Genomic DNA, 17,188 nt, shown 5'->3' on the forward strand with positions numbered 1-17,188 from the left:
TCCCCGTCGCTTCTGCCGCGGGTGGCGTCTTTTTCGGCGCCATGACGAGCTTTGGCCCACTTTATTAAAAAATGGTTTCAATTGTCCGGATCGGCGGCCGGATGGTGTCCATCCCGTATTCAACCGTGGTGAACGGAGGGAAAACATTGCCCTTTGGGGGCGGGATCGTTACATCGGCGGCAAGCAAATTTCCTCAAATCGAAGGTTTCACGGGACCGATGGCGCGCCAGTTCATCTATTTCATGCAGGGCCTGACCAAGAGCTACCCGACCCGGAAGGTGCTCGATAACATTCATCTGTCGTTCTACCCGGACGCCAAGATCGGCGTGCTCGGCGTCAACGGCTCGGGCAAGTCGACGCTGCTCAAGATCATGGCTGGCCTCGACAAGGAGTATAACGGCGAGGCCTGGGTCGCCCAGGGCGCCCGCGTCGGCTATCTCGAGCAGGAACCGCATCTCGATCCGGCGCTCTCCGTGCGCGAGAACGTCATGCTGGGTGTCGCCAAGCAGAAGGCCATTCTCGATCGCTACAACGAGCTGGCGATGAACTATTCGGAAGAAACCGCCGACGAGATGACCAAGCTGCAGGACGAGATCGAGGCCCAGGGCCTCTGGGATCTCGACAGCAAGGTCGACCAGGCGATGGACGCGCTGCGCTGTCCGCCCGACGATGCCGATGTGACGAAACTCTCCGGCGGTGAGCGCCGCCGCGTCGCGCTGTGCAAACTGCTGCTCGATCAGCCGGAATTGTTGCTGCTCGACGAACCGACCAACCATCTCGACGCCGAGTCCGTGTCGTGGCTGGAAGGTCATCTGCGCAACTATCCCGGCGCGATCCTGATCGTCACCCACGACCGCTACTTCCTCGACAACGTCACGAGCTGGATTCTCGAGCTCGACCGCGGCAAGGGAATTCCCTACGAGGGCAACTACTCGTCCTGGCTGGTGCAGAAGCAGAAGCGGCTCGAGCAGGAAGGCCGTGAAGACGCTGCGCATCAGAAGACGATCGCCCGCGAGCAGGAATGGGTCGCGTCCTCGCCGAAGGCGCGTCAGGCCAAATCCAAGGCGCGCTACCAGCGCTACGAGGATCTGCTCAAGCAGGCGAGCGAGAAGCAGACCCAGACCGCGCAGATCATCATCCCAGTTGCCGAGCGGCTCGGCGCCAACGTCGTCGATTTCGAAACGCTCAGCAAAGGCTATGGCGATCGCCTGCTGATCGACGATCTTACCTTCAAGCTGCCGCCTGGCGGCATCGTCGGCGTGATCGGCGCCAACGGCGCGGGCAAGACCACGCTGTTCAGGATGATCACCAAGCAGGAAACGCCGGACAAGGGCACCATCACGGTCGGCGAGACCGTGCATCTCGGTTATGTCGACCAGTCGCGCGACGCGCTCGACGGCAACAAGAACGTGTGGGAGGAGATTTCCGGCGGCAACGAGCTGATCCTGCTCGGCAAGAAGGAAGTGAACTCGCGCGGCTATTGCTCGTCGTTCAACTTCAAGGGCGCCGACCAGCAGAAGAAGGTCGGCGCGCTCTCCGGCGGTGAGCGCAACCGCGTGCATCTCGCCAAGATGCTGAAGTCCGGCGCCAACGTGCTGCTGCTCGACGAACCGACCAACGATCTCGACGTCGATACGCTGCGCGCGCTCGAAGAGGCACTGGAAGATTTCGCCGGCTGCGCCGTCATCATCAGCCATGACCGATGGTTCCTCGACCGCATCGCAACCCACATCCTGGCCTTCGAAGGCGAGAGCCACGTCGAATGGTTCGAAGGCAACTTCCAGGACTACGAGAAGGACAAGATGCGCCGTCTCGGCCAGGACAGCATCATTCCGCACCGCGTGAAGTACAAGAAGCTGACGCGGTGATTTCGGCATGATGCGGCGGGCGCTCATAGCTGCGGTGATCGCTATCATCTGCGGCCTGTCGCCCGCCCGCGCCGCCGATGCCGCCTTCACGCAGTTCATCGCCTCGCTCTGGCCGGAGGCGCAGGCCGCCGGCGTGTCGCGCGCGACATTCGATGAGCAGACGCGCGGGCTCGAGCCTGATTACAAGCTGCCCGATTTGATCCTGCCCGGACGGCCCGCGACCGGCGCACCGTCGCAGGCCGAGTTCGTGCAGGTGCCGGCCGACTACGTCAAGGAAGCCTCGATCGCGCGGCTTGCGGGCGAGGGGCAGCGGCTGCTGCAAAAATATCGTCCGGCGCTGAGCGAGATCGAGAAGAAATCCGGCGTGCCGGCCACCATCATGCTCGCGATCTGGGGCCGCGAGACCGATTACGGCCGCTACACGCTGCCTTACGATCTCGTGCGCGTGCTGGCGACGCAGGCCTATGTCGGGCGACGCAAGGACACCTATCGGAACGAGTTCATCCTGTCGCTGAAGATCCTCGGCGAGGGCGTGGTGACGCGCAAGGACATGCGCTCGTCCTGGGCGGGTGCCACCGGGCTCACGCAATTCCTGCCGTCCGAATATTACAAGCACGGTGTCGACTTCGACGGCGACGGCCGCATCGACATCTGGCATTCGGTGCCGGATGCGCTGGCCTCGGCCGCGCAGCAGCTCGTCAACAAGGGCTGGCAGAGCGGCGTGCGCTGGGCTTACGAGGTGCAGGCGCCGGCCAAGGTCGATTGCACCAGCGGCGTGCCCGAGGTGACGAAGCCGATCGGCCAGTGGCTGCGCGAAGGTTTTGTGCCGGTGCGTGGCGAGAAGCTGAGCGCTGCCGAGCAGGCGCAGCCGGCCTCGCTGCTGCAGCCGGAAGGCATTTACGGCCCATCGTTCCTGACGACGAAGAACTACTTCGTCATCAAGGAGTACAATTTCTCCGACCTCTACGTGCTGTTCGTCGGCCATCTCGGCGACCGCATGACGAGCCCGCTGCCGTTCGCGACACAATGGGTGGCCTCCAAGCAGTTGCGCACCAAGGACGTCGAGACCATGCAGCGCGGGCTCACGCGCGTTGGGCTCTACAAGGACAAGATCGACGGCAAGGCCGGGATGCAGACGCGCGCGGCGCTCGGCGCCTACCAGAAGTCGGCAGGCCTCAAGGTCGATTGCTGGCCGAGCGAAGAGGTGCTGCGCTCGATCCAGGCGGCGCGGTAGCGGCCTTAACTCTTCGCCAAAGAAAAAGCCCGGCCGAGGTGCTCGGCCGGGCTTCGATCGCGGCGCGGATGCGCCATGCGATCGGATCTTGCGATCAGATCAGTAGCAAACGCGAACCGGGCGGACGACCCAGCCGTAACCGTCCCAATAGCGCTGGCGCTGCCAGTAGCAGGGCGCGGGCGGCGGGGGCTCGGCAATGTAGACCGGTCCGCCATAGGCGGGACGGCTCGACGCGATGGCGCCGCCGACGATGGCGCCACCGATCAGGCCGGCTGCGATGCCGGCGCCGACGCCGTCATGGGCCTTCGCGGACGGAGTGGCGGTCACCAGCGAACCGGCGATCGTCGCAACCGTGAGGGCGGCAACAAAAGTCTTCTTCATGCTCTTGGCTCTCCTGGGAGATGGACGTCCCTTGTTAGGAGCGCCCGGGTTTCAAAGGTTCACGCACACTCTGATGAAATCGACCGTGCAGCTAGGAAGCGCGCAATTGGTCAATCCACGGTAAACGCGCACGGAGCTGTGACGAGAAAAAGCGGTCTTTTTCAGGCCCGGAGATGAACGGCGCGTCCGTAGTGAACCGGTTCAGCGCGCCTCAGCCACAGACTCTGACGCGGCGGGTGCGCCAGGCGTAGCCATCCCAGAAGCGCTGCCTCTGCCAGACGCAGCCGTCACCGTAGTAGTCGTCCGCGACATAGCCGGGACCCGGCGCGTAGTAGCGGGGCGGGTAGTAGCCGGGCCCATAGGAGTAGCCCGGACCGGGTCCGTAATAATACGGAGAAGCCAGCGCGCCGCCGACAATGGCGCCACCGATGATCCCGGCGGCCACGCCGGCGGCGACACCACGCTGAGCGTGGGCCGGTGTCCCGGCCGTGAGGGCCAGGGTGGCGACGGCGGCGACCGTCAGTAAGAACTTCTTCATTGGCGTGACCTTTCGCACAAACAGGCGGGAACTCTTTGGGGGTAAAGTTCCATACTTCGTTTGAATGATCAATGAACGGCACCTTCGCCGAGGACGACCAATTAATGGATCGCAGGTCCGCGAGGGAGACGACGATGGGCAACGCGATGATGAATACTTTGATCGCTGCCGGGGTCATTTTCGCGATTGGCTATGGCTGGTTCGCCCATCTCCAGAACCGCGGCCGGCGCTCGCGCGCGGGTGCTGGTAGTGACGGAGGGAGTAGCGGCGACGGCTATTCAGCGGCCAGCGACGGCTTCTCGCTGGGGAGCTGGTTTTCCAGCGACAGCTCGGGGAGCTCGAGCGACAGCTGTTCCAGCAGCGATAGCGGTAGCAGTGGCGGGGATTGCGGAGGTGGCGGCGATGGTGGTGGAGGCGGTGGCGGTGACTAGGTCCGCCAAGATCTTGATCCAGTGCAACTCCCTATTTTAGAGCCGTTCTAGGCTGTTTCCGGGCTAGTTTGGAATAGCTTCAAATACCGGTTTTTCCCTTTGCATCCGGACGGCCCCTTAAATATCGATGATGACGCATCACCGAAGGGCCTGCCGCTTCCATGATCGTTTGTTCCTGTAACGTGCTGAGCGATGACGACATCCGCGCCGCGGTCGCCGAGTCCGACGACGCCGTACGTCATGCCAAGCAGGTCTATGGATGCCTCGGCTGTAGCGCCGAATGCGGCCGCTGCGCCCGTACCATCAAGACCATCATCGACGAAACTCTTGGCCCCTGCGCCAAGTCCTGCTGCTCGGGCTGCCCGCACAGCCACACCGTGGCCGCCAATGACGAGACGGCGGAACTCCCCCGGTTCGCCCTCGCGGCCTGCTGAAAACTTCCGCAATTTCGGCTGAGCTTTTCCCCGGCTGCGTCCCCGTGGCCGGTTGCTCTCGTCCTTAAACTGATTTAGAAGCGTTCTAAAGTCGGTTAGGGCCGATTTGGACGCAAGATTTGGAGTGCATCATGCAGGGCGACGCAAAAGTCATCGACTATCTCAACAAGGCGCTGCGCCACGAGCTGACTGCAATCAACCAATACTGGCTGCACTACCGCTTCCTCGACAATTGGGGCCTGCGGGACATGGCCAAGGTCTGGCGCAAGGAGTCCATCGAGGAGATGGAGCACGCCGACAAGCTCACCGAGCGGATTCTGTTCTTCGACGGCTTCCCGAACATGCAGGTGCTCGACCCCCTGCGCATCGGCCAGAACGTCAAGGAGATCATCGAGTGCGATCTCGCCGCCGAGATGAGCGCGCGGGCGCTCTACCAGGAGGCCGCCGGCTATTGCAACGGCGCCAAGGACTACGTCACCCGTGACCTGTTCGAGAAGCTGATGAGCGACGAGGAACACCATATCGATTTCCTCGAAACCCAGCTCGACCTGATCGGCCGCATCGGCCTCGAACTCTACACGCAGAAGCACGTCGGCGGGCTCGAGGGCGAGGGCCACTAAGCTCCGGCACCGGCTCTCTCCTTCGTCATGGCCGGGCTTGTCCCGGCCATCCACGTTTGGCCGCGCGACGAAGACGTGGATGCCCGGGCCTTCGCCTCGCCGAAGCGACTTCGGCCGCGCAGGCGGGTCTAGCCCGGGCATGACGGTTCTTTCGAGCGGCGAACGCTCTCACCTACAACTGCGTCTTGTAGCGCTCTTCCACGATCTCCTGGCTCTCCGGCTCCCCCAGGCCCGTCTGGTCGTGAATGACCTGGCCGATGCTGGGCATCACCGAGCGCTGCACCTTCTCCGGTGACCACAGCTTCGAGCGCATCAGCGCCTTGCCGCAGTGGAAATAGACTTCGCTGACCGCGACGTTCAGGACCGCGCGCGGCGGCTTGCCGAATTCCACCATCGATGCGAGCAGGTCCGGATCGGCCGAGAGCGTGCCGCGTCCGCCGACACGCAGCGTCTCGTCGATGCCGGGGACGAAGAACAGCAGATGCACGAAGCCCGAGCCTTCGACGACGTTGCGAAAACTGTCGATCCGGTTGTTGCCGGCACGGTCAGGCATCAGCACCTGGTTGGGGCCGGCGACATGGACGAAGCCAACCCCTCCGCCGCGCGGCGATGCATCGACGCTGCCGTCGACGCCTGACGTAGCGAGCACGCAGAACGGCGACATCTCGATGAATTTCTTCGCATGCGCATCGATCGCGGGACGCGCCTTTGCGATCACGCGCGGGCTCGGCTTGGCATAGATGGTGGCGAGGTCTTCGGCGCAGAGATCGGTCACGAAGGTCTCCCTGATTGAGGGGCACAGGATAGCATTCTCCGGCTCGACCGCTATCCCCGAAATAGCAGGTGCGGCCCGGTGTAGCCACGGCATGACGCAGGTGGCGTAGACCAGAAATTTCGCTTATAACGGGTGTCGTACTTTGTTGCTTTTCAAGCGAGGAATTCGTCATGGCCCCAACGCAGGCAATGCGGGTCGCGGGCGATCGGCCACGCCGTCGCAAGCATGTCCCGGGACAATTGATCGTTCGGTTGAAGCCGGCCGCTGCCCGGCAGATCGCGGCAGCCTCGCTTCAGGCGACAACGTCACGCGCGCTGATGGCTGCGATGCCCGATGACGTCAGAGGTCCGATCGATTTCCTGCGCGACAATTTCGGGCTTCAGTCGATGAAGCCGCTGTTCGTGGTCGGCGACGATGAGGCGCCCGCGCAGCCCCAGGCGATGGCTTTGGCCGCGGTCCATCGCTCGATAGCACGCTCCGCAACGGCGCCGCCGCGGGAGGCTCTGGCCGGATTTCAGATCGTGCAGTTGAAGGACGGGAAGGTCGATGCAGGCATCCTGAAGCGCCTGCGCGCCTCCAGGGCGGTGGATCTGGTCGAACCCGTTCCCAACCGGTGGCTCAGTGCCGCCGCCGATCCCATGAAGATCCGGCAGTGGGGCCTTCGCGCCATCAGATGGTTCGATCGACCGCGGCCAGGTGCGGGGCGGGTTCATGTCGCTGTGCTCGATAGCGGCGTCGACGCCGGACATCCCGATCTCGTGGACGCGATCGAGGACTACAGGCACGACGGCAACGGACCGCGTGATTTTCTCGGTCATGGCACCCATGTCAGCGGCACGATCGCGGCCGTGGTCAATAACTCGGTCGGTATCGCAGGCCTGGCCAATTGCCGGTTGCACTGCTGGAAGGTGTTCGACGATCCCAAGCGCGCATGCGACGACGAGAATTTCAACTTCGATTTCTACAGCAAGGCGCTTGCGGCCGCGCTCGATTCCAACATCAAGGTCATCAACCTCAGCATTGGCGGCGAGGACCATTCAAAGACGGAAGCGACGGCCTTCGCCGAACTGATCGAGGCCGGTGTCATCATCTCCACCGCGATGGGGAACGAGTTCGAGGACGGCAATCCGAAGGAATACCCGGCGGGCTACCCGGACACGATCGGAGTCGGCGCCGTCGACGAGTCCCATCGGCGCGCCTCGTTCTCCAATTCGGGGAAGCATATCAAGCTGGTGGCGCCGGGCGTCAACATCCTGTCGACGGTGCCCCGGGTGAAGGCAAGCTTCGCCGACCATACCAGCTACGATTCCTGGCCCGGGACATCGATGGCAACACCGCATGTGACGGGCGCCGCCGCGCTCGTCTACATCAACAAGCCGAAATCCAGGGCGTCCGGGCTTGCGGTCGCCAGGCGCCTGATCGCGACAGCGATCAAATTGCCGGCGATGCGAGGCAAGGATTTTACGCCGGAATACGGCGCCGGCCTGCTGGATGTTGCCGCTGCACTCGGCCGCGCGAAAGCGGCCAAGAAATCGGGCAGGAAAACTGCCAAGAAAACTGCAAAGGCGAAGCCGGCGCGAAAGAGGCAAAAATAGATTCTGCGACCTTGAATGGGTGCGGCGAACGGCTAGCTTCTGAGCATGTCCGTGCAATTCAAATTCCACGACCATGTCGATCAGCGCCGGCGGCGCAAGATCATCAAGACCCTAGGCGATGCCGGCTACGCCGCCGAGAGCCTGTTTCCGGGACAGAAGCGGCAAAACCTGGCCGCGATCTTCACCGTCGCCGAGGCCGACGCCAAATCCGTTCGTGCCGCGCTCGACGATTTCGGCGATGACATCGAATATGTCGAGGCCTCGCCCAGGCGAGACCTCAAGGCCTGAGCGGCCTACACCGCATCGGCCGGCACGAAGCAACTGATGATGATCGCGCCGCGATGGTGGACGTACCACACCACGGCCTGGCCGACCGGATTGCCGCGATCGCGGATGATGGCGCGCTCGGGCACCTCCATCCACTGTCCCTCGATCGGTACCCAATAGGTGCCGCCTCGCACATCGTAGTCGGTGCGATGGCCGTCGGAGATGTCGCAGCAGGGCACGCCGTTCGGCGCGATCACGCTCTTGAACCAGGCGCGGATGTCGGGCGGCACGTGGTCGTATTGGCCGTTGTCGAACGCGAACGCGGCGCTCGTCTGCGCCATCGTCGCGGCCAACCAAACGCACAGCGCGAGCCTGTGCATGCGAACTCCTCCCTGCGTCGCGCGCCGACTGCGCGCGATCGCGTCGCGTTCGATTCGTATCGTTGATGCGATTAAGCCCGAGCTGTCAGCGCAATGCATGCTCAAATAATATGCGGCGCGAGAGGCGCCGCATATGATGCGTTGCGGTATGGGCGGCCAGCCAGGCGCACAGTGCGAACCTGCACGTACGGTCCTTCCTATCGCGTCTCAAGCGATGCAAGCAGCGACTTAGGCGCGACATTGCGCCATGCCATCTCGAGTGCGCTCCGCAACGTGACCTGATCGATCTTCGCCAGCTTCACATTCGTGCTGCCGCTCCTGCCCCAGGCGCCGGGGACCGGACGAAACATCTCCGGTTCCGCGTCGATAAGCACGGCCTGCTGGTCGGGAGTGAGCTTCACCATGCCCCATTTTTCATCGGGATAGCCCAGCGTCGCGAACACGCGCTTGCCGACACGAAAGTCGGCATGGCCGTGATGTGCGCCCTCGATGACGCCGGGAAGCGCCAGCGCAGCCTTGCGAAAGCGAGCGTTCGACATGCGGTCTTGCTGCTCGGCTCACATCGTCCGCTGCGGCGCGGTTTGCAGCAATTGCCTGACCTGCTCGACGTAGAATTTCGCGTTGCCGGTGGTGCCGTGGCCGCGCGTCTCGGTGCTCGCGGGGATCAGATACAGCTTGCCGTTCTTGACCCGCTTCATTGCCGCGTCCGTGATCCCGGTCTCCGGTGGGTTGCGCTCGTCGTCGGCGGAGTTGATCAGCAGCAGCGTCGCCTCGATCTGCTCGAGCTTGTCGCCGGCATTGTAGTCTTGCGAGGAGCCCCACTGGTAGAGGAAGTCGTTGGCATCCGCCGTGATCAGTGTCGCCAGCCGTTCGTCGACGATCTTGTCGGCCTTGGCCGCGGTCGGCGCCTGCTGCTGATAGGCCAGAGTGCCGCCGATGCTGGCGATGCCGTAGGCGGTGATGGCGTATTTCATCATGCGCGGCTGGCTGGTGTAGTTGCCGCCGTTGTAGTCGGGATCGTTGCTGATGGTGTCGAGCATAATCCGCCGCATCATCCAGTTGCGTGAGGCCATCTCGGTCGGCTGCGAGGCCATCGGCACCAGCGCGTCCATCTCCTGCGGATATTTCTCGCCCCACAGCCAGGTCTGCATGCCGCCCATCGAATTGCCGATCACGAGCCGCAGATGTTTGACGCCGAGGCCTTCCTTCACGAGGCGATGCTGCGCCTCGACCATGTCGTCGTAATTGTATTTCGGGAAGCTCGTCTTCATGCCGTCGGACGGTTTTGACGATTTGCCGTGGCCGATCGCGTCGGGGATGATGATGTAATATTTGGACGCATCGAGCGGCTGTCCCGCACCGAACAGCTCGCCGGCGAAGGCGGGCGACAGCATGCTCGCGCCCGAGCCGCCGGTGCCGTGCAGCACCAGCACGGGCTGGCCAGAGGGCTCGCCGACAGTGGTGTAGTGCAGCTTCAATTCCGGCATGGTCTCGCCGGTGTGCAACTTGAAGTCCTTGGCGATCCAGTCGCCTTGCTTCGGCGCTGGATAATCGGCGGCCATAACCGGCGTTGCGATGGACAGCAGGATGGCCGCTAGCGCCGCGCAAGACGTTTTCATGTTTCTCTCCCCATGCGGCTCATGGTCGGCCGCGTTGGACGCGATCTTATCAGCTGGTCACGGAGGATCGAGACCGGACCCATCATCGCCCCCCGAAAAACATTCCCCGATGGTGCGGCGCGCAAGGGGAATAATTGCGGATCAGATATGGCTGGTCCTGCCTATGACACGGCTGCGCCCGGGATGTAGGATTTCGGCCTCGCCAATCGTCCTCAGGGGAACACCGCTACGGGAGAGCCTGCATGTGCCGCAACATCAAGACGCTGTTCAACTTCGAGCCGCCCGCGACGGAGGACGAGATCCACGCCAGCGCGCTCCAGTTCGTGCGCAAGCTTTCCGGTTTCAACAAGCCGTCTCAGGCCAATGAAGAGGCCTTCGAGCTTGCGGTCGCGGAAGTGTCGGCGACTGCGCGAAAGCTCCTGACCTCACTGCATACCCATGCGCCGGCGCGCGACCGTGAGATCGAGGCGGAGAAGGCCAAGGAGCGTTCGCGGCTGCGGTTCGGTTAGGCGGTCCTGCGTCCATTCCGTGATCTGGCTCACGGTGAGAGCGGCCTCAAATTGCGATGACGTCCGCCGGGGTTTTGACAGCCCGGAGCACGACCATGAGCCGCCCCCTTATTCCTCTCAGAGCAGGTGCCGTCACCTTCACCGTGCTGTGGACCGCATGGATGATGTGGTGGAGCGGCTCCTACAGCAGCGTCAACCTTGTCATCCTGACGCTGCTCGGCACGCTGGTCGGCTATCTCTGGTACCGCGCCATGCGCTGGCAGTTCGAGCGCATGGGCATGCTGCCGCGCAAGGATGAGTCCTCCGGGGCGTCGAAGCAACTTCCGCCCGGCTAGTCCTTGTGGCCGTGCTTCTTCTTTTTCTTCTTCTTCCGGTGATCGTCGCCTTCGCCTTCGCCTTCGCCGTCGTCGGCCTCGTCATCGACGATCGCCTCTTCAACCTCGTGCACGGCGGCTTCCAGCGCCTCGCGTTCGGCAGCTTCACGCTCGCGCTGACGGCGGCGCTCGTCCCAGGCGTCGAAGAGTTGATCGAGCCACGGCAGCACCTGCTCGATCGACGGCAGCTGGCCGGGCGGTCCGGGCTCGCCGCGAGGGCCTTGCGGCCCCTGCGGCCCGGCCGCGCCCCGAGCACCGGCTTCGCCGGGCTTGCCCGGCAGGCCGGCCTTGCCTTGCGCTCCGGCCTTTCCGGCCGCCCCGGGCTTGCCTTGCGGTCCCGGCTTGCCGCGCTGGCCGTCTGGGCCGCGCCGGCCGGGATGCCCCTGCGGCCCTGGCCGTCCGGGTTCGCCCTGCCGTCCGCGCGGACCTTGCGGTCCCTGCCGTTTCTGTTCGTCTGCCACGCCGCTGCTCCCTTGACCGGAAGCAAGCTACTTAGCGGCGTTTGACGACAGCAGCAATTCCGCCGACGCCTTGCGCCGGGCTTGATCAACACCAATCGTGCCCGCGTGCTAGTCGTGATACGCGGGCACGTCGATGCCGGACGCTGCATAGATCCTGATCTTGTTGCGCAACGTGCGCACCGACAGGCCGAGCACGCGCGATGCGCGCGTGCGGTTGCCGTCGCAGCGTGCGAGCGTCTGGAGCACGAGCTCGCGCTCGACCTCGTCGACGGTCGCGCCGATCAGCAGCGGAACGATTTGGTTAGGGGCAAGAAATTGCGCGCCCGGATCGGACGCAGCGACATGAACAGTGGTCATCAACACACCTCCCGATCAACGCCCGCTTCCATCTTTGGAAGCGATCGAGAACCAACGGCCCCCTAGCCGTAGATCTACGGTGGGCGGGTTTGGTTAACGAGTGGTTAATCGCGGACGATCGCACCAATTGACCTTGGGATTGCCGCGAAGGTGCCGCGATTGGCACGGGATGCATAGCGATGCGGGCCGATTTTGCGCGCCCGCTCACACCGTCCGGTACCCGCCGTCCACCATCACGATCGTCCCCGTGACATAGGCCGACAGATCCGACGCCAGGAAGATCGCGGGGCCCACGATGTCCTCGGGCTTGCCGGTGCGCGCCAGCGGGGTGTGATCGACGAAGGCCTGCACCAGCGCCGGATTGGTCGCGCGCACGTTGGCGTTGATGTTGGTCTCGATGAAGCCCGGCCCGATCGCATTGACGCGCACGCCTTCCTTGCCGAGCTCGGCCGCGAGCGCCTTGGTGAAGCCGAGCACGCCGTGCTTCGAGGTCGTATACGCCGCCGAGCTCGGCGTGCGCAGATGCACGAAGGACTGGATCGAGCCGATATTGACGATGCGGCCCCTGGCGGCCCGCAGCGGCGCGAGGAACGCCTGCGTCACGTTGAAGACGCCGTTGAGGTTGAGCGAGATGATGTCGTTCCAGTCCTTCGCCACCGTCTCCGTGTCCGCGGTGAAGGCGTTGCGTCGGGTGATGCCGGCATTGTTGACGAGGATCGAGACCTGCCCGACCTTGTCGGCGACCTGCCTGGCGAGCGCAAAACAGTCGTCACGCTTGGTGACATCGAGCGCAAAGCTCTCGGCCTTGCCGCCGGCCTTGCGGATCTCCTGCGCGGCCTCCGCGACCGTGTCGGCGTTGACGTCGAGCAGCACCACTCGCGCGCCCTCGCGGGCGTAGCCGGCCGCGATCGCCCGGCCGATGCCGGATCCGGCGCCCGTGACGACGGCGATATGGTTTGCGAGCAATGCCATGACAATTTCCCCCTGGATTCGTTTCGAAGTTTCATGAAAGGCTAACTCGAAATTAAGGGGTCGGAAACGGCCGCCTTGGCATACTGATCTTCATTGCTAAACGTTGCGCGCATGATGGGACGGCTTGAATCCTGGAAACTCGCTCTCGAACGCCTGCGGTCGGCGCAGCCGGCCGGCTGGGCCGAGGCGGGCCGGCTCGTCGCCGAGATCGTGCGCATGAGCACGGATGCCACGCTGCGCCAGGCGGCCGAGCAGGCGCTTCCGGTGCTGCGCCAGGCCGTGGACAATGACGATCACAGCGTCACGCTGGCGGCCCAGCGCCGCATCGGCGTGATCCTCGAGGTCGTCCATGATCTCACCGCGCCACGCTTCGGCCGCCGCAACGCCATGCCGAAGAAGCTCTCGAGCGAAGATCGTGCCCGCAGGATGCTCGGCCTGCCGCTTGCCGTGCAGCTCACCTGCGACGACATCAACCAGGCCTACCGTCGCGCCGCCAAGGGCAAGCATCCCGACCAGGGCGGAAGCGCGCAAGCCTTCATCGACCTCGCCGCTGCGCGCGACATCCTGATCCATCCCGGCGCGCACAAGGACGCGTGAGGGCGCGCTGTCGCTGCGCCTCGTCGGTCCGCTCTGTGCAGGCAAAAAAAGAGCGGGCAAGAACGCGTCGCGCCCTTGCCCGCTCGTCGATCCGCCGATCGAAATCTTACCAGGTGCAGTGACCGCTCTTCAACGCGTGATCCTTCAGCACGAGTGCGTCGACGAAGGTCGGCACGGTCGTGCTGACGCGGGCGTAGTCGGAGGGCCACGGCGCGGTCGGGATGCTCTCGTCCCAGATCTGGCAGAAGCCGGTGTCCTGCCAGCGGATCAGGTGATAGCTGGCTTCGGCAGGGCTCGCGGCGACGAAGGCAGTGACGGCAAGACCGGCAGCAGCGCACAGCACGGAAATACGACGCATGATCAGCTCCTCAAATGAAAGATGTGATGCGCCTCCCGACAATGACGGGGAGGCATGGTGTGGGGCGCTTTTGGGGATGCGCCCCGGACAAGTTGTGAGTAGCTCCGCCGGCCGATCAGGTTCAAAGCGTGCGCGCAGGAAATGCGTCATTTGAGCCGGAAAACCAGCGCGCGCCTGCAAAGGAAAAGGGCGGGTCGCTCGCGCGGCCCGCCCTCAAAATCAAATTGGTCGCGTGACGCTCAGAGCGTGCAGCGGCGCTCCGAACGCAGCTTGATCTGGAGATCCGAAGCCGCGGTGAAGGTCGGGACCGGCTTGCTGACGACCTTGTAGGTCGACGCGCCCCACTGGAACGGCTTGTACTTCAGGTCCTCGTTCCAGACCTGGCAGATGCCGGTGTTGTCCCAGCGGATCACGTAATAGCCGACCGCCGCCGACGCCGGCACGGCAAACACGGAGGTGGCGATGCCGGCAACGGCACAGAGGGCGAGAACGCGACGCATGAAAAATCTCCTTGTGGGGATGTGGGACCCGAAAATCCGTGCGGTAAAAGCAGGTCCTTGGCAAGCCGAGGGGCGGCCGTTTCACGGATATGTCAGAGGGAGCCGTGCACTTGGTTCGGCCGAGTGCCCGACAAGACACATACGCCAAGACTCATACGCCAAGACACATGCGCCAAGACACATACGCTAAGCGTGGCTCACTTCGCCAGTGATGCAATTGCCTCGATCTCGATCAGCATTTTCGGGTCGGGCAGGGCCTGCACGACGCAGGTGGTGCGCGCCGGGTAGGGCGGCGGGCCGAACGCGCCGGCATAGAGTGCGTTCATCGCGGCGACGTCGGAAGCGCGCGTGAGCAGCACGTTGACCTTGACGAGATCGCGGACCGTCGCGCCGGCCTCGTCCAGCACGCGCTTGATGTTGACGGCGACGTTGGCGAACTGCGCCTCGAAACCGTCCGGCAGCGCGCCATTGCCGTCGAAGCCGGGAATGCCGGAGACGAACAGGAGATCGCCGACACGCGTGGCAAAGGACAGCGGCGGCGCCTTGACGTGCGGCGGGGGTGCGAAATGCTGGATCGACATGGGATCACCTCGGATGGAACGGTCGCGTCGCCCACACGAGCGTAGCGACATGCGGGGGAGTTGCAATCGGCATTGGGGAAGGCTGGTAAAACAAAAACGCGAAAACAACCCCATGCACCGTAGAAATCGTGAGCGTTTCAAATTCGGTATAGCCGAACAATTCGCTTGCTCCGTCGGGCAAAACAGGGGCAGAATGGCATCATGGCGGTGGTGCCGGTAGGCGGCCTCAAACTCCGCCGTCATGCCCCGCGACCCGGCTACGCCAAGGCTTCGCCGGGGCTGAGGTCCAGGGGCGCCGAAGCTTTAGCGTAGGCGGCAGGCGGGGCATCCAGTACGCCTCGGCTTCTTCGCATCTCATTGCCGTCTCGGCGTACTGGATCGCCCGGTCGAGCCGGGCGATGACAGTTGAATGCGCTGCTGCGGCAGACGCCTCACGGCTGCTCCATCATGTTGCCGCCGCGATCCATCGGATACATTCGCTGCGTCTGATTCGAATCCTCCCTTGAAAAATAGCCCCCGGAGACGCCCCATGAAGCTCGCTACCACCTTCCGCGCCGCGCTGGTCGCCATTGCCGCTCTGGCCGGCCTTTCGACCTCGGCGCTGGCCGACGGCGGCACCGTGGTGCTGACGATCTACAAGGCGGGCTGGATCATCGGCGGTTCGGGCGGCTCGGGCGTGCTGAACTTCCGCGGTCGCTCGTATGGGCTCTCGACCGGCGGGCTCGACTACGGCCTCGTGTTCGGCGGCTCCAAGACCGTGCTGCGTGGCCGCGTCTCCAACATCAACCGTCCTTCCGACGTCGCCGGCGTCTATGGCGCGGCCGGTGCCGGTCTTGCCGTCGGCCGTGGCGCTCGCGCCATCGTGCTGACCAACCAGAAGGGCGCGGTGCTGGAGCTGTCGGGCTACCAGACCGGCCTGATGGCGAATGCGGATCTGAGCGGGCTCGCGATCACGATGCGGTAAGGCGCGAGGCGTAGGGTGGGCAAAGCGAAGCGTGCCCACCATTCGTACCGCAAATGCGGATGCATGGTGGGCACGGCGCGCAAGGAGCGCGCCTTTGCCCACCCTACGAACTACGAACTCACCGCCGCATGAATCCGCTCGCAATGCGCGACGAGATTGGCGTGCGCATCGACGAAGGCCTTCAGCGGCGTCGGGATCGGAAAATAATAGATGTTGGCGATGAAGCCGTAGATGCCGGCATCACAGCTGGTCGGCGCTGCGCCGTGGACGAAGCCTGCCGTAGGCACGATCTCGGCCAGCACTTGCAGATCGGCAAGCCCCCGCGCGTAGGCCTGTTCGGGCGTGTAGCGGCCGATGCCCTGGTAATAATAGCGCTGCGCGTTGTAGGCCTTGGCTTTCTCGAATCCGGCCGCGTCGATCTGCGGATGCTGCGCGATGAAGGCGTCGCGGAATGCCGGATAGAACCGATCGTCCTTCCAGCGCGAATACGACATCACCCAGTAGAGATCGTCCAGCATGCGGGTGACGAGATGATTGGTCCGCCGTGCGTCCGGCGACAGCGCGGCATCGATGCTCAGACGATATTTGGCGATCGCATGCGCAATGATTGTCTCGCTGTCGCCGATGGTCTCGCCGTCGTCGACGACGTAAGGCAGCTGCCCGCGCGGCGCGGCAGAGGCATCGAAGACGTGCTCGTGCACGAACGGCACGCCTGCTAGCTTCAGGAACGCGTAGACCTTGAGGCCGTAGCCGTTGTTGTCGGCGACGCCGAACAGTTCCGGATAGGAATAGAGGGTCAGCATGGTCGCTCCCTTCAGCGCGATGGCACCTTGGCGTGTTGCTCCGTCGTGGCCGCTTGCGCGGCCTTGCTGGCGCGGATCATCAGGAACGCGCCGGAAGAGCCCTGCAGCTGCCAGCGCCCGTCGATTTCGGTCGCCTCGGCGTTCACCGTGCCTTCGTAATGGACCGTGTCGTAGCCGTGGCCGGGCGGCTCGTAGTGTTTGACGAACGAGACCGCGTTGCCGGAGCGCTGACCCGCGATCGAGGCGTTGTGGGTGCGCAGCGGGCATCGCGGGTTCGAGCAGGGCTCGGTCACGCTTCCGCTGAGCGCGCCGCCGGTTTCGACCAGAGTTGCGGTGAAGGTGACCATTCCGGTGCCCGGTTGAATGTAGCTGCCATCCCAGACGCCGGAGAGATCGTCGCTCATGGCGGTGCCTTCCTGCGGGCCGGTTGATATCAGGCTCTTCCACCTCAAGTCGTATCGCCGGAGCGACGGGCTGGCAACTGTCCTTGCGCATTGTGCGCAGCGTCATTCGATCGGAGGACGCCCGGCGTCGCCCGTTCGACGTATTAATTCGGGGTGATGTACCGCT

General features: G+C 64.0%; 25 protein-coding genes. 11 read left to right on the forward strand and 14 right to left on the reverse strand.

Annotated features, from left to right (window positions below; all coding sequences use genetic code 11):
- Positions 1-218 precede the first annotated feature (218 nt).
- On the forward strand, positions 219-1,868 hold the full coding sequence (gene ettA / locus AB7G19_RS09165) for an energy-dependent translational throttle protein EttA (protein WP_085405165.1): 1,650 nt from the start codon (positions 219-221) through the stop codon (positions 1,866-1,868).
- Between the two features lie 7 nt (positions 1,869-1,875).
- On the forward strand, positions 1,876-3,102 hold the full coding sequence (locus AB7G19_RS09170; RefSeq protein WP_085405164.1) for a lytic murein transglycosylase: 1,227 nt from the start codon (positions 1,876-1,878) through the stop codon (positions 3,100-3,102).
- 99 nt (positions 3,103-3,201) lie between these two features.
- Here the strand turns inward: AB7G19_RS09170 and AB7G19_RS09175 are convergent, their stop codons facing one another.
- Together AB7G19_RS09175 and AB7G19_RS09180 are read right to left on the reverse strand one after the other, a co-directional pair.
- Positions 3,202-3,483 carry a hypothetical protein gene (locus AB7G19_RS09175; protein WP_071910256.1) on the reverse strand — a complete coding sequence of 94 codons (282 nt, stop codon included), beginning with the start codon at positions 3,481-3,483 and terminating at the stop codon, positions 3,202-3,204.
- Between the two features lie 211 nt (positions 3,484-3,694).
- On the reverse strand, positions 3,695-4,021 hold the full coding sequence (locus AB7G19_RS09180; protein WP_063981473.1) for a hypothetical protein: 327 nt from the start codon (positions 4,019-4,021) through the stop codon (positions 3,695-3,697).
- Between the two features lie 134 nt (positions 4,022-4,155).
- Between AB7G19_RS09180 and AB7G19_RS09185 the strand changes: the two genes are divergently transcribed.
- The 3 genes from AB7G19_RS09185 (at position 4,156) to bfr (ending at position 5,506) form a co-directional block, all read left to right on the forward strand.
- Complete coding sequence (locus AB7G19_RS09185; protein ID WP_085405318.1) at positions 4,156-4,452, forward strand: hypothetical protein; 297 nt, start codon at positions 4,156-4,158, stop codon at positions 4,450-4,452.
- 161 nt (positions 4,453-4,613) lie between these two features.
- Positions 4,614-4,886 (forward strand): (2Fe-2S)-binding protein, encoded by a 273-nt coding sequence (locus AB7G19_RS09190; protein ID WP_063981474.1) that lies wholly within the window; start codon positions 4,614-4,616, stop codon positions 4,884-4,886.
- A 131-nt stretch (positions 4,887-5,017) separates the two neighbouring features.
- Positions 5,018-5,506 (forward strand): bacterioferritin, encoded by a 489-nt coding sequence (bfr, locus tag AB7G19_RS09195; RefSeq protein WP_014492874.1) that lies wholly within the window; start codon positions 5,018-5,020, stop codon positions 5,504-5,506.
- A 172-nt stretch (positions 5,507-5,678) separates the two neighbouring features.
- On the opposite strand, the gene AB7G19_RS09200 is transcribed toward bfr, so the two are convergent.
- The gene (locus tag AB7G19_RS09200) at positions 5,679-6,281 is read right to left on the reverse strand and encodes a pyridoxamine 5'-phosphate oxidase family protein (RefSeq protein WP_028156299.1); all 603 of its coding nucleotides are present in this window, start codon (positions 6,279-6,281) and stop codon (positions 5,679-5,681) included.
- Between the two features lie 170 nt (positions 6,282-6,451).
- On the opposite strand from AB7G19_RS09200, the gene AB7G19_RS09205 reads away from it, so the two are divergent.
- Positions 6,452-7,876 (forward strand): S8 family peptidase, encoded by a 1,425-nt coding sequence (locus AB7G19_RS09205; protein WP_085405163.1) that lies wholly within the window; start codon positions 6,452-6,454, stop codon positions 7,874-7,876.
- Positions 7,877-7,921: 45 nt separating this feature from the next.
- Positions 7,922-8,164, forward strand: coding sequence for a hypothetical protein (locus AB7G19_RS09210; RefSeq protein WP_085405162.1), 243 nt, complete (start codon positions 7,922-7,924; stop codon positions 8,162-8,164).
- Between the two features lie 5 nt (positions 8,165-8,169).
- On the opposite strand, the gene AB7G19_RS09215 is transcribed toward AB7G19_RS09210, so the two are convergent.
- The 3 genes from AB7G19_RS09215 to AB7G19_RS09225 form a co-directional block, all read right to left on the reverse strand.
- Positions 8,170-8,523 (reverse strand): hypothetical protein, encoded by a 354-nt coding sequence (locus tag AB7G19_RS09215; protein WP_028152315.1) that lies wholly within the window; start codon positions 8,521-8,523, stop codon positions 8,170-8,172.
- Positions 8,524-8,720: 197 nt separating this feature from the next.
- Positions 8,721-9,062 (reverse strand): MmcQ/YjbR family DNA-binding protein, encoded by a 342-nt coding sequence (locus AB7G19_RS09220; protein ID WP_085405161.1) that lies wholly within the window; start codon positions 9,060-9,062, stop codon positions 8,721-8,723.
- Positions 9,063-9,080: 18 nt separating this feature from the next.
- Entirely contained in the window at positions 9,081-10,142 is a 1,062-nt protein-coding gene (locus AB7G19_RS09225) for an alpha/beta fold hydrolase (protein ID WP_085405160.1), read from the reverse strand.
- Between the two features lie 242 nt (positions 10,143-10,384).
- Between AB7G19_RS09225 and AB7G19_RS09230 the strand changes: the two genes are divergently transcribed.
- A complete protein-coding gene (locus AB7G19_RS09230; protein ID WP_085405159.1) occupies positions 10,385-10,651 on the forward strand; it encodes a DUF2277 domain-containing protein in 267 nt (88 codons plus the stop codon).
- 95 nt (positions 10,652-10,746) lie between these two features.
- Entirely contained in the window at positions 10,747-10,986 is a 240-nt protein-coding gene (locus AB7G19_RS09235) for a hypothetical protein (protein WP_028152311.1), read from the forward strand.
- Here the strand turns inward: AB7G19_RS09235 and AB7G19_RS09240 are convergent.
- The 3 genes from AB7G19_RS09240 to AB7G19_RS09250 all read right to left on the reverse strand — a co-directional run bounded on the left by AB7G19_RS09240 (position 10,983) and on the right by AB7G19_RS09250 (position 12,815).
- Positions 10,983-11,486 carry a collagen-like triple helix repeat-containing protein gene (locus tag AB7G19_RS09240; protein ID WP_085405158.1) on the reverse strand — a complete coding sequence of 168 codons (504 nt, stop codon included), beginning with the start codon at positions 11,484-11,486 and terminating at the stop codon, positions 10,983-10,985. The two genes, AB7G19_RS09235 and AB7G19_RS09240, sit on opposite strands and share 4 nt — an antisense overlap.
- 108 nt (positions 11,487-11,594) lie before the next feature.
- On the reverse strand, positions 11,595-11,843 hold the full coding sequence (locus AB7G19_RS09245; RefSeq protein WP_071910270.1) for a helix-turn-helix domain-containing protein: 249 nt from the start codon (positions 11,841-11,843) through the stop codon (positions 11,595-11,597).
- 204 nt (positions 11,844-12,047) lie between these two features.
- Entirely contained in the window at positions 12,048-12,815 is a 768-nt protein-coding gene (locus AB7G19_RS09250; RefSeq protein ID WP_085405157.1) for an SDR family NAD(P)-dependent oxidoreductase, read from the reverse strand.
- 111 nt (positions 12,816-12,926) lie between these two features.
- Here AB7G19_RS09250 and AB7G19_RS09255 point away from each other — a divergent pair, with 111 nt between their 5' ends.
- Positions 12,927-13,412 (forward strand): molecular chaperone DnaJ, encoded by a 486-nt coding sequence (locus AB7G19_RS09255; protein WP_085405156.1) that lies wholly within the window; start codon positions 12,927-12,929, stop codon positions 13,410-13,412.
- A gap of 106 nt (positions 13,413-13,518) precedes the next feature.
- On the opposite strand, the gene AB7G19_RS09260 is transcribed toward AB7G19_RS09255, so the two are convergent.
- The 3 genes from AB7G19_RS09260 to AB7G19_RS09270 form a co-directional block, all read right to left on the reverse strand.
- Entirely contained in the window at positions 13,519-13,770 is a 252-nt protein-coding gene (locus AB7G19_RS09260; protein ID WP_085405155.1) for a hypothetical protein, read from the reverse strand.
- A 239-nt stretch (positions 13,771-14,009) separates the two neighbouring features.
- Complete coding sequence (locus tag AB7G19_RS09265; protein ID WP_085405154.1) at positions 14,010-14,270, reverse strand: hypothetical protein; 261 nt, start codon at positions 14,268-14,270, stop codon at positions 14,010-14,012.
- 197 nt (positions 14,271-14,467) lie between these two features.
- Positions 14,468-14,851: a RidA family protein gene (locus AB7G19_RS09270; RefSeq protein WP_085405153.1), complete on the reverse strand. Its 384-nt coding sequence runs from the start codon at positions 14,849-14,851 to the stop codon at positions 14,468-14,470.
- A 529-nt stretch (positions 14,852-15,380) separates the two neighbouring features.
- Between AB7G19_RS09270 and AB7G19_RS09275 the strand changes: the two genes are divergently transcribed.
- Positions 15,381-15,815, forward strand: a complete 435-nt coding sequence (locus tag AB7G19_RS09275; RefSeq protein WP_085405152.1) for a hypothetical protein — start codon at positions 15,381-15,383, stop codon at positions 15,813-15,815.
- Between the two features lie 110 nt (positions 15,816-15,925).
- Here AB7G19_RS09275 and AB7G19_RS09280 read toward each other — a convergent pair whose 3' ends face one another.
- Both AB7G19_RS09280 and AB7G19_RS09285 read right to left on the reverse strand, forming a co-directional pair.
- A complete protein-coding gene (locus tag AB7G19_RS09280) occupies positions 15,926-16,618 on the reverse strand; it encodes a glutathione S-transferase family protein (RefSeq protein ID WP_085405151.1) in 693 nt (230 codons plus the stop codon).
- Positions 16,619-16,629: 11 nt separating this feature from the next.
- Positions 16,630-17,022, reverse strand: coding sequence for a hypothetical protein (locus AB7G19_RS09285; RefSeq protein WP_085405150.1), 393 nt, complete (start codon positions 17,020-17,022; stop codon positions 16,630-16,632).
- Positions 17,023-17,188 lie beyond the last annotated feature (166 nt).

The sequence above is a fragment of the Bradyrhizobium sp. 215_C5_N1_1 genome, from assembly GCF_052075935.1.
Lineage (GTDB): Bacteria > Pseudomonadota > Alphaproteobacteria > Rhizobiales > Xanthobacteraceae > Bradyrhizobium > Bradyrhizobium barranii.

What these genes read in the sequence shown, in the direction of transcription:
- ettA (WP_085405165.1), top strand. Translation starts at nt 219, where the DNA reads ATGGCGCGCCAGTTCATCTATTTCATGCAGGGCCTGACCAAGAGCTAC.
- AB7G19_RS09170 (WP_085405164.1), top strand. Translation starts at nt 1,876, where the DNA reads ATGATGCGGCGGGCGCTCATAGCTGCGGTGATCGCTATCATCTGCGGC.
- AB7G19_RS09175 (WP_071910256.1), bottom strand. Translation starts at nt 3,483, where the DNA reads ATGAAGAAGACTTTTGTTGCCGCCCTCACGGTTGCGACGATCGCCGGT.
- AB7G19_RS09180 (WP_063981473.1), bottom strand. Translation starts at nt 4,021, where the DNA reads ATGAAGAAGTTCTTACTGACGGTCGCCGCCGTCGCCACCCTGGCCCTC.
- AB7G19_RS09185 (WP_085405318.1), top strand. Translation starts at nt 4,156, where the DNA reads ATGGGCAACGCGATGATGAATACTTTGATCGCTGCCGGGGTCATTTTC.
- AB7G19_RS09190 (WP_063981474.1), top strand. Translation starts at nt 4,614, where the DNA reads ATGATCGTTTGTTCCTGTAACGTGCTGAGCGATGACGACATCCGCGCC.
- bfr (WP_014492874.1), top strand. Translation starts at nt 5,018, where the DNA reads ATGCAGGGCGACGCAAAAGTCATCGACTATCTCAACAAGGCGCTGCGC.
- AB7G19_RS09205 (WP_085405163.1), top strand. Translation starts at nt 6,452, where the DNA reads ATGGCCCCAACGCAGGCAATGCGGGTCGCGGGCGATCGGCCACGCCGT.
- AB7G19_RS09210 (WP_085405162.1), top strand. Translation starts at nt 7,922, where the DNA reads ATGTCCGTGCAATTCAAATTCCACGACCATGTCGATCAGCGCCGGCGG.
- AB7G19_RS09215 (WP_028152315.1), bottom strand. Translation starts at nt 8,523, where the DNA reads ATGCACAGGCTCGCGCTGTGCGTTTGGTTGGCCGCGACGATGGCGCAG.
- AB7G19_RS09220 (WP_085405161.1), bottom strand. Translation starts at nt 9,062, where the DNA reads ATGTCGAACGCTCGCTTTCGCAAGGCTGCGCTGGCGCTTCCCGGCGTC.
- AB7G19_RS09225 (WP_085405160.1), bottom strand. Translation starts at nt 10,142, where the DNA reads ATGAAAACGTCTTGCGCGGCGCTAGCGGCCATCCTGCTGTCCATCGCA.
- AB7G19_RS09230 (WP_085405159.1), top strand. Translation starts at nt 10,385, where the DNA reads ATGTGCCGCAACATCAAGACGCTGTTCAACTTCGAGCCGCCCGCGACG.
- AB7G19_RS09235 (WP_028152311.1), top strand. Translation starts at nt 10,747, where the DNA reads ATGAGCCGCCCCCTTATTCCTCTCAGAGCAGGTGCCGTCACCTTCACC.
- AB7G19_RS09245 (WP_071910270.1), bottom strand. Translation starts at nt 11,843, where the DNA reads ATGACCACTGTTCATGTCGCTGCGTCCGATCCGGGCGCGCAATTTCTT.
- AB7G19_RS09250 (WP_085405157.1), bottom strand. Translation starts at nt 12,815, where the DNA reads ATGGCATTGCTCGCAAACCATATCGCCGTCGTCACGGGCGCCGGATCC.
- AB7G19_RS09255 (WP_085405156.1), top strand. Translation starts at nt 12,927, where the DNA reads ATGATGGGACGGCTTGAATCCTGGAAACTCGCTCTCGAACGCCTGCGG.
- AB7G19_RS09260 (WP_085405155.1), bottom strand. Translation starts at nt 13,770, where the DNA reads ATGCGTCGTATTTCCGTGCTGTGCGCTGCTGCCGGTCTTGCCGTCACT.
- AB7G19_RS09265 (WP_085405154.1), bottom strand. Translation starts at nt 14,270, where the DNA reads ATGCGTCGCGTTCTCGCCCTCTGTGCCGTTGCCGGCATCGCCACCTCC.
- AB7G19_RS09270 (WP_085405153.1), bottom strand. Translation starts at nt 14,851, where the DNA reads ATGTCGATCCAGCATTTCGCACCCCCGCCGCACGTCAAGGCGCCGCCG.
- AB7G19_RS09275 (WP_085405152.1), top strand. Translation starts at nt 15,381, where the DNA reads ATGAAGCTCGCTACCACCTTCCGCGCCGCGCTGGTCGCCATTGCCGCT.
- AB7G19_RS09280 (WP_085405151.1), bottom strand. Translation starts at nt 16,618, where the DNA reads ATGCTGACCCTCTATTCCTATCCGGAACTGTTCGGCGTCGCCGACAAC.
- AB7G19_RS09285 (WP_085405150.1), bottom strand. Translation starts at nt 17,022, where the DNA reads ATGAGCGACGATCTCTCCGGCGTCTGGGATGGCAGCTACATTCAACCG.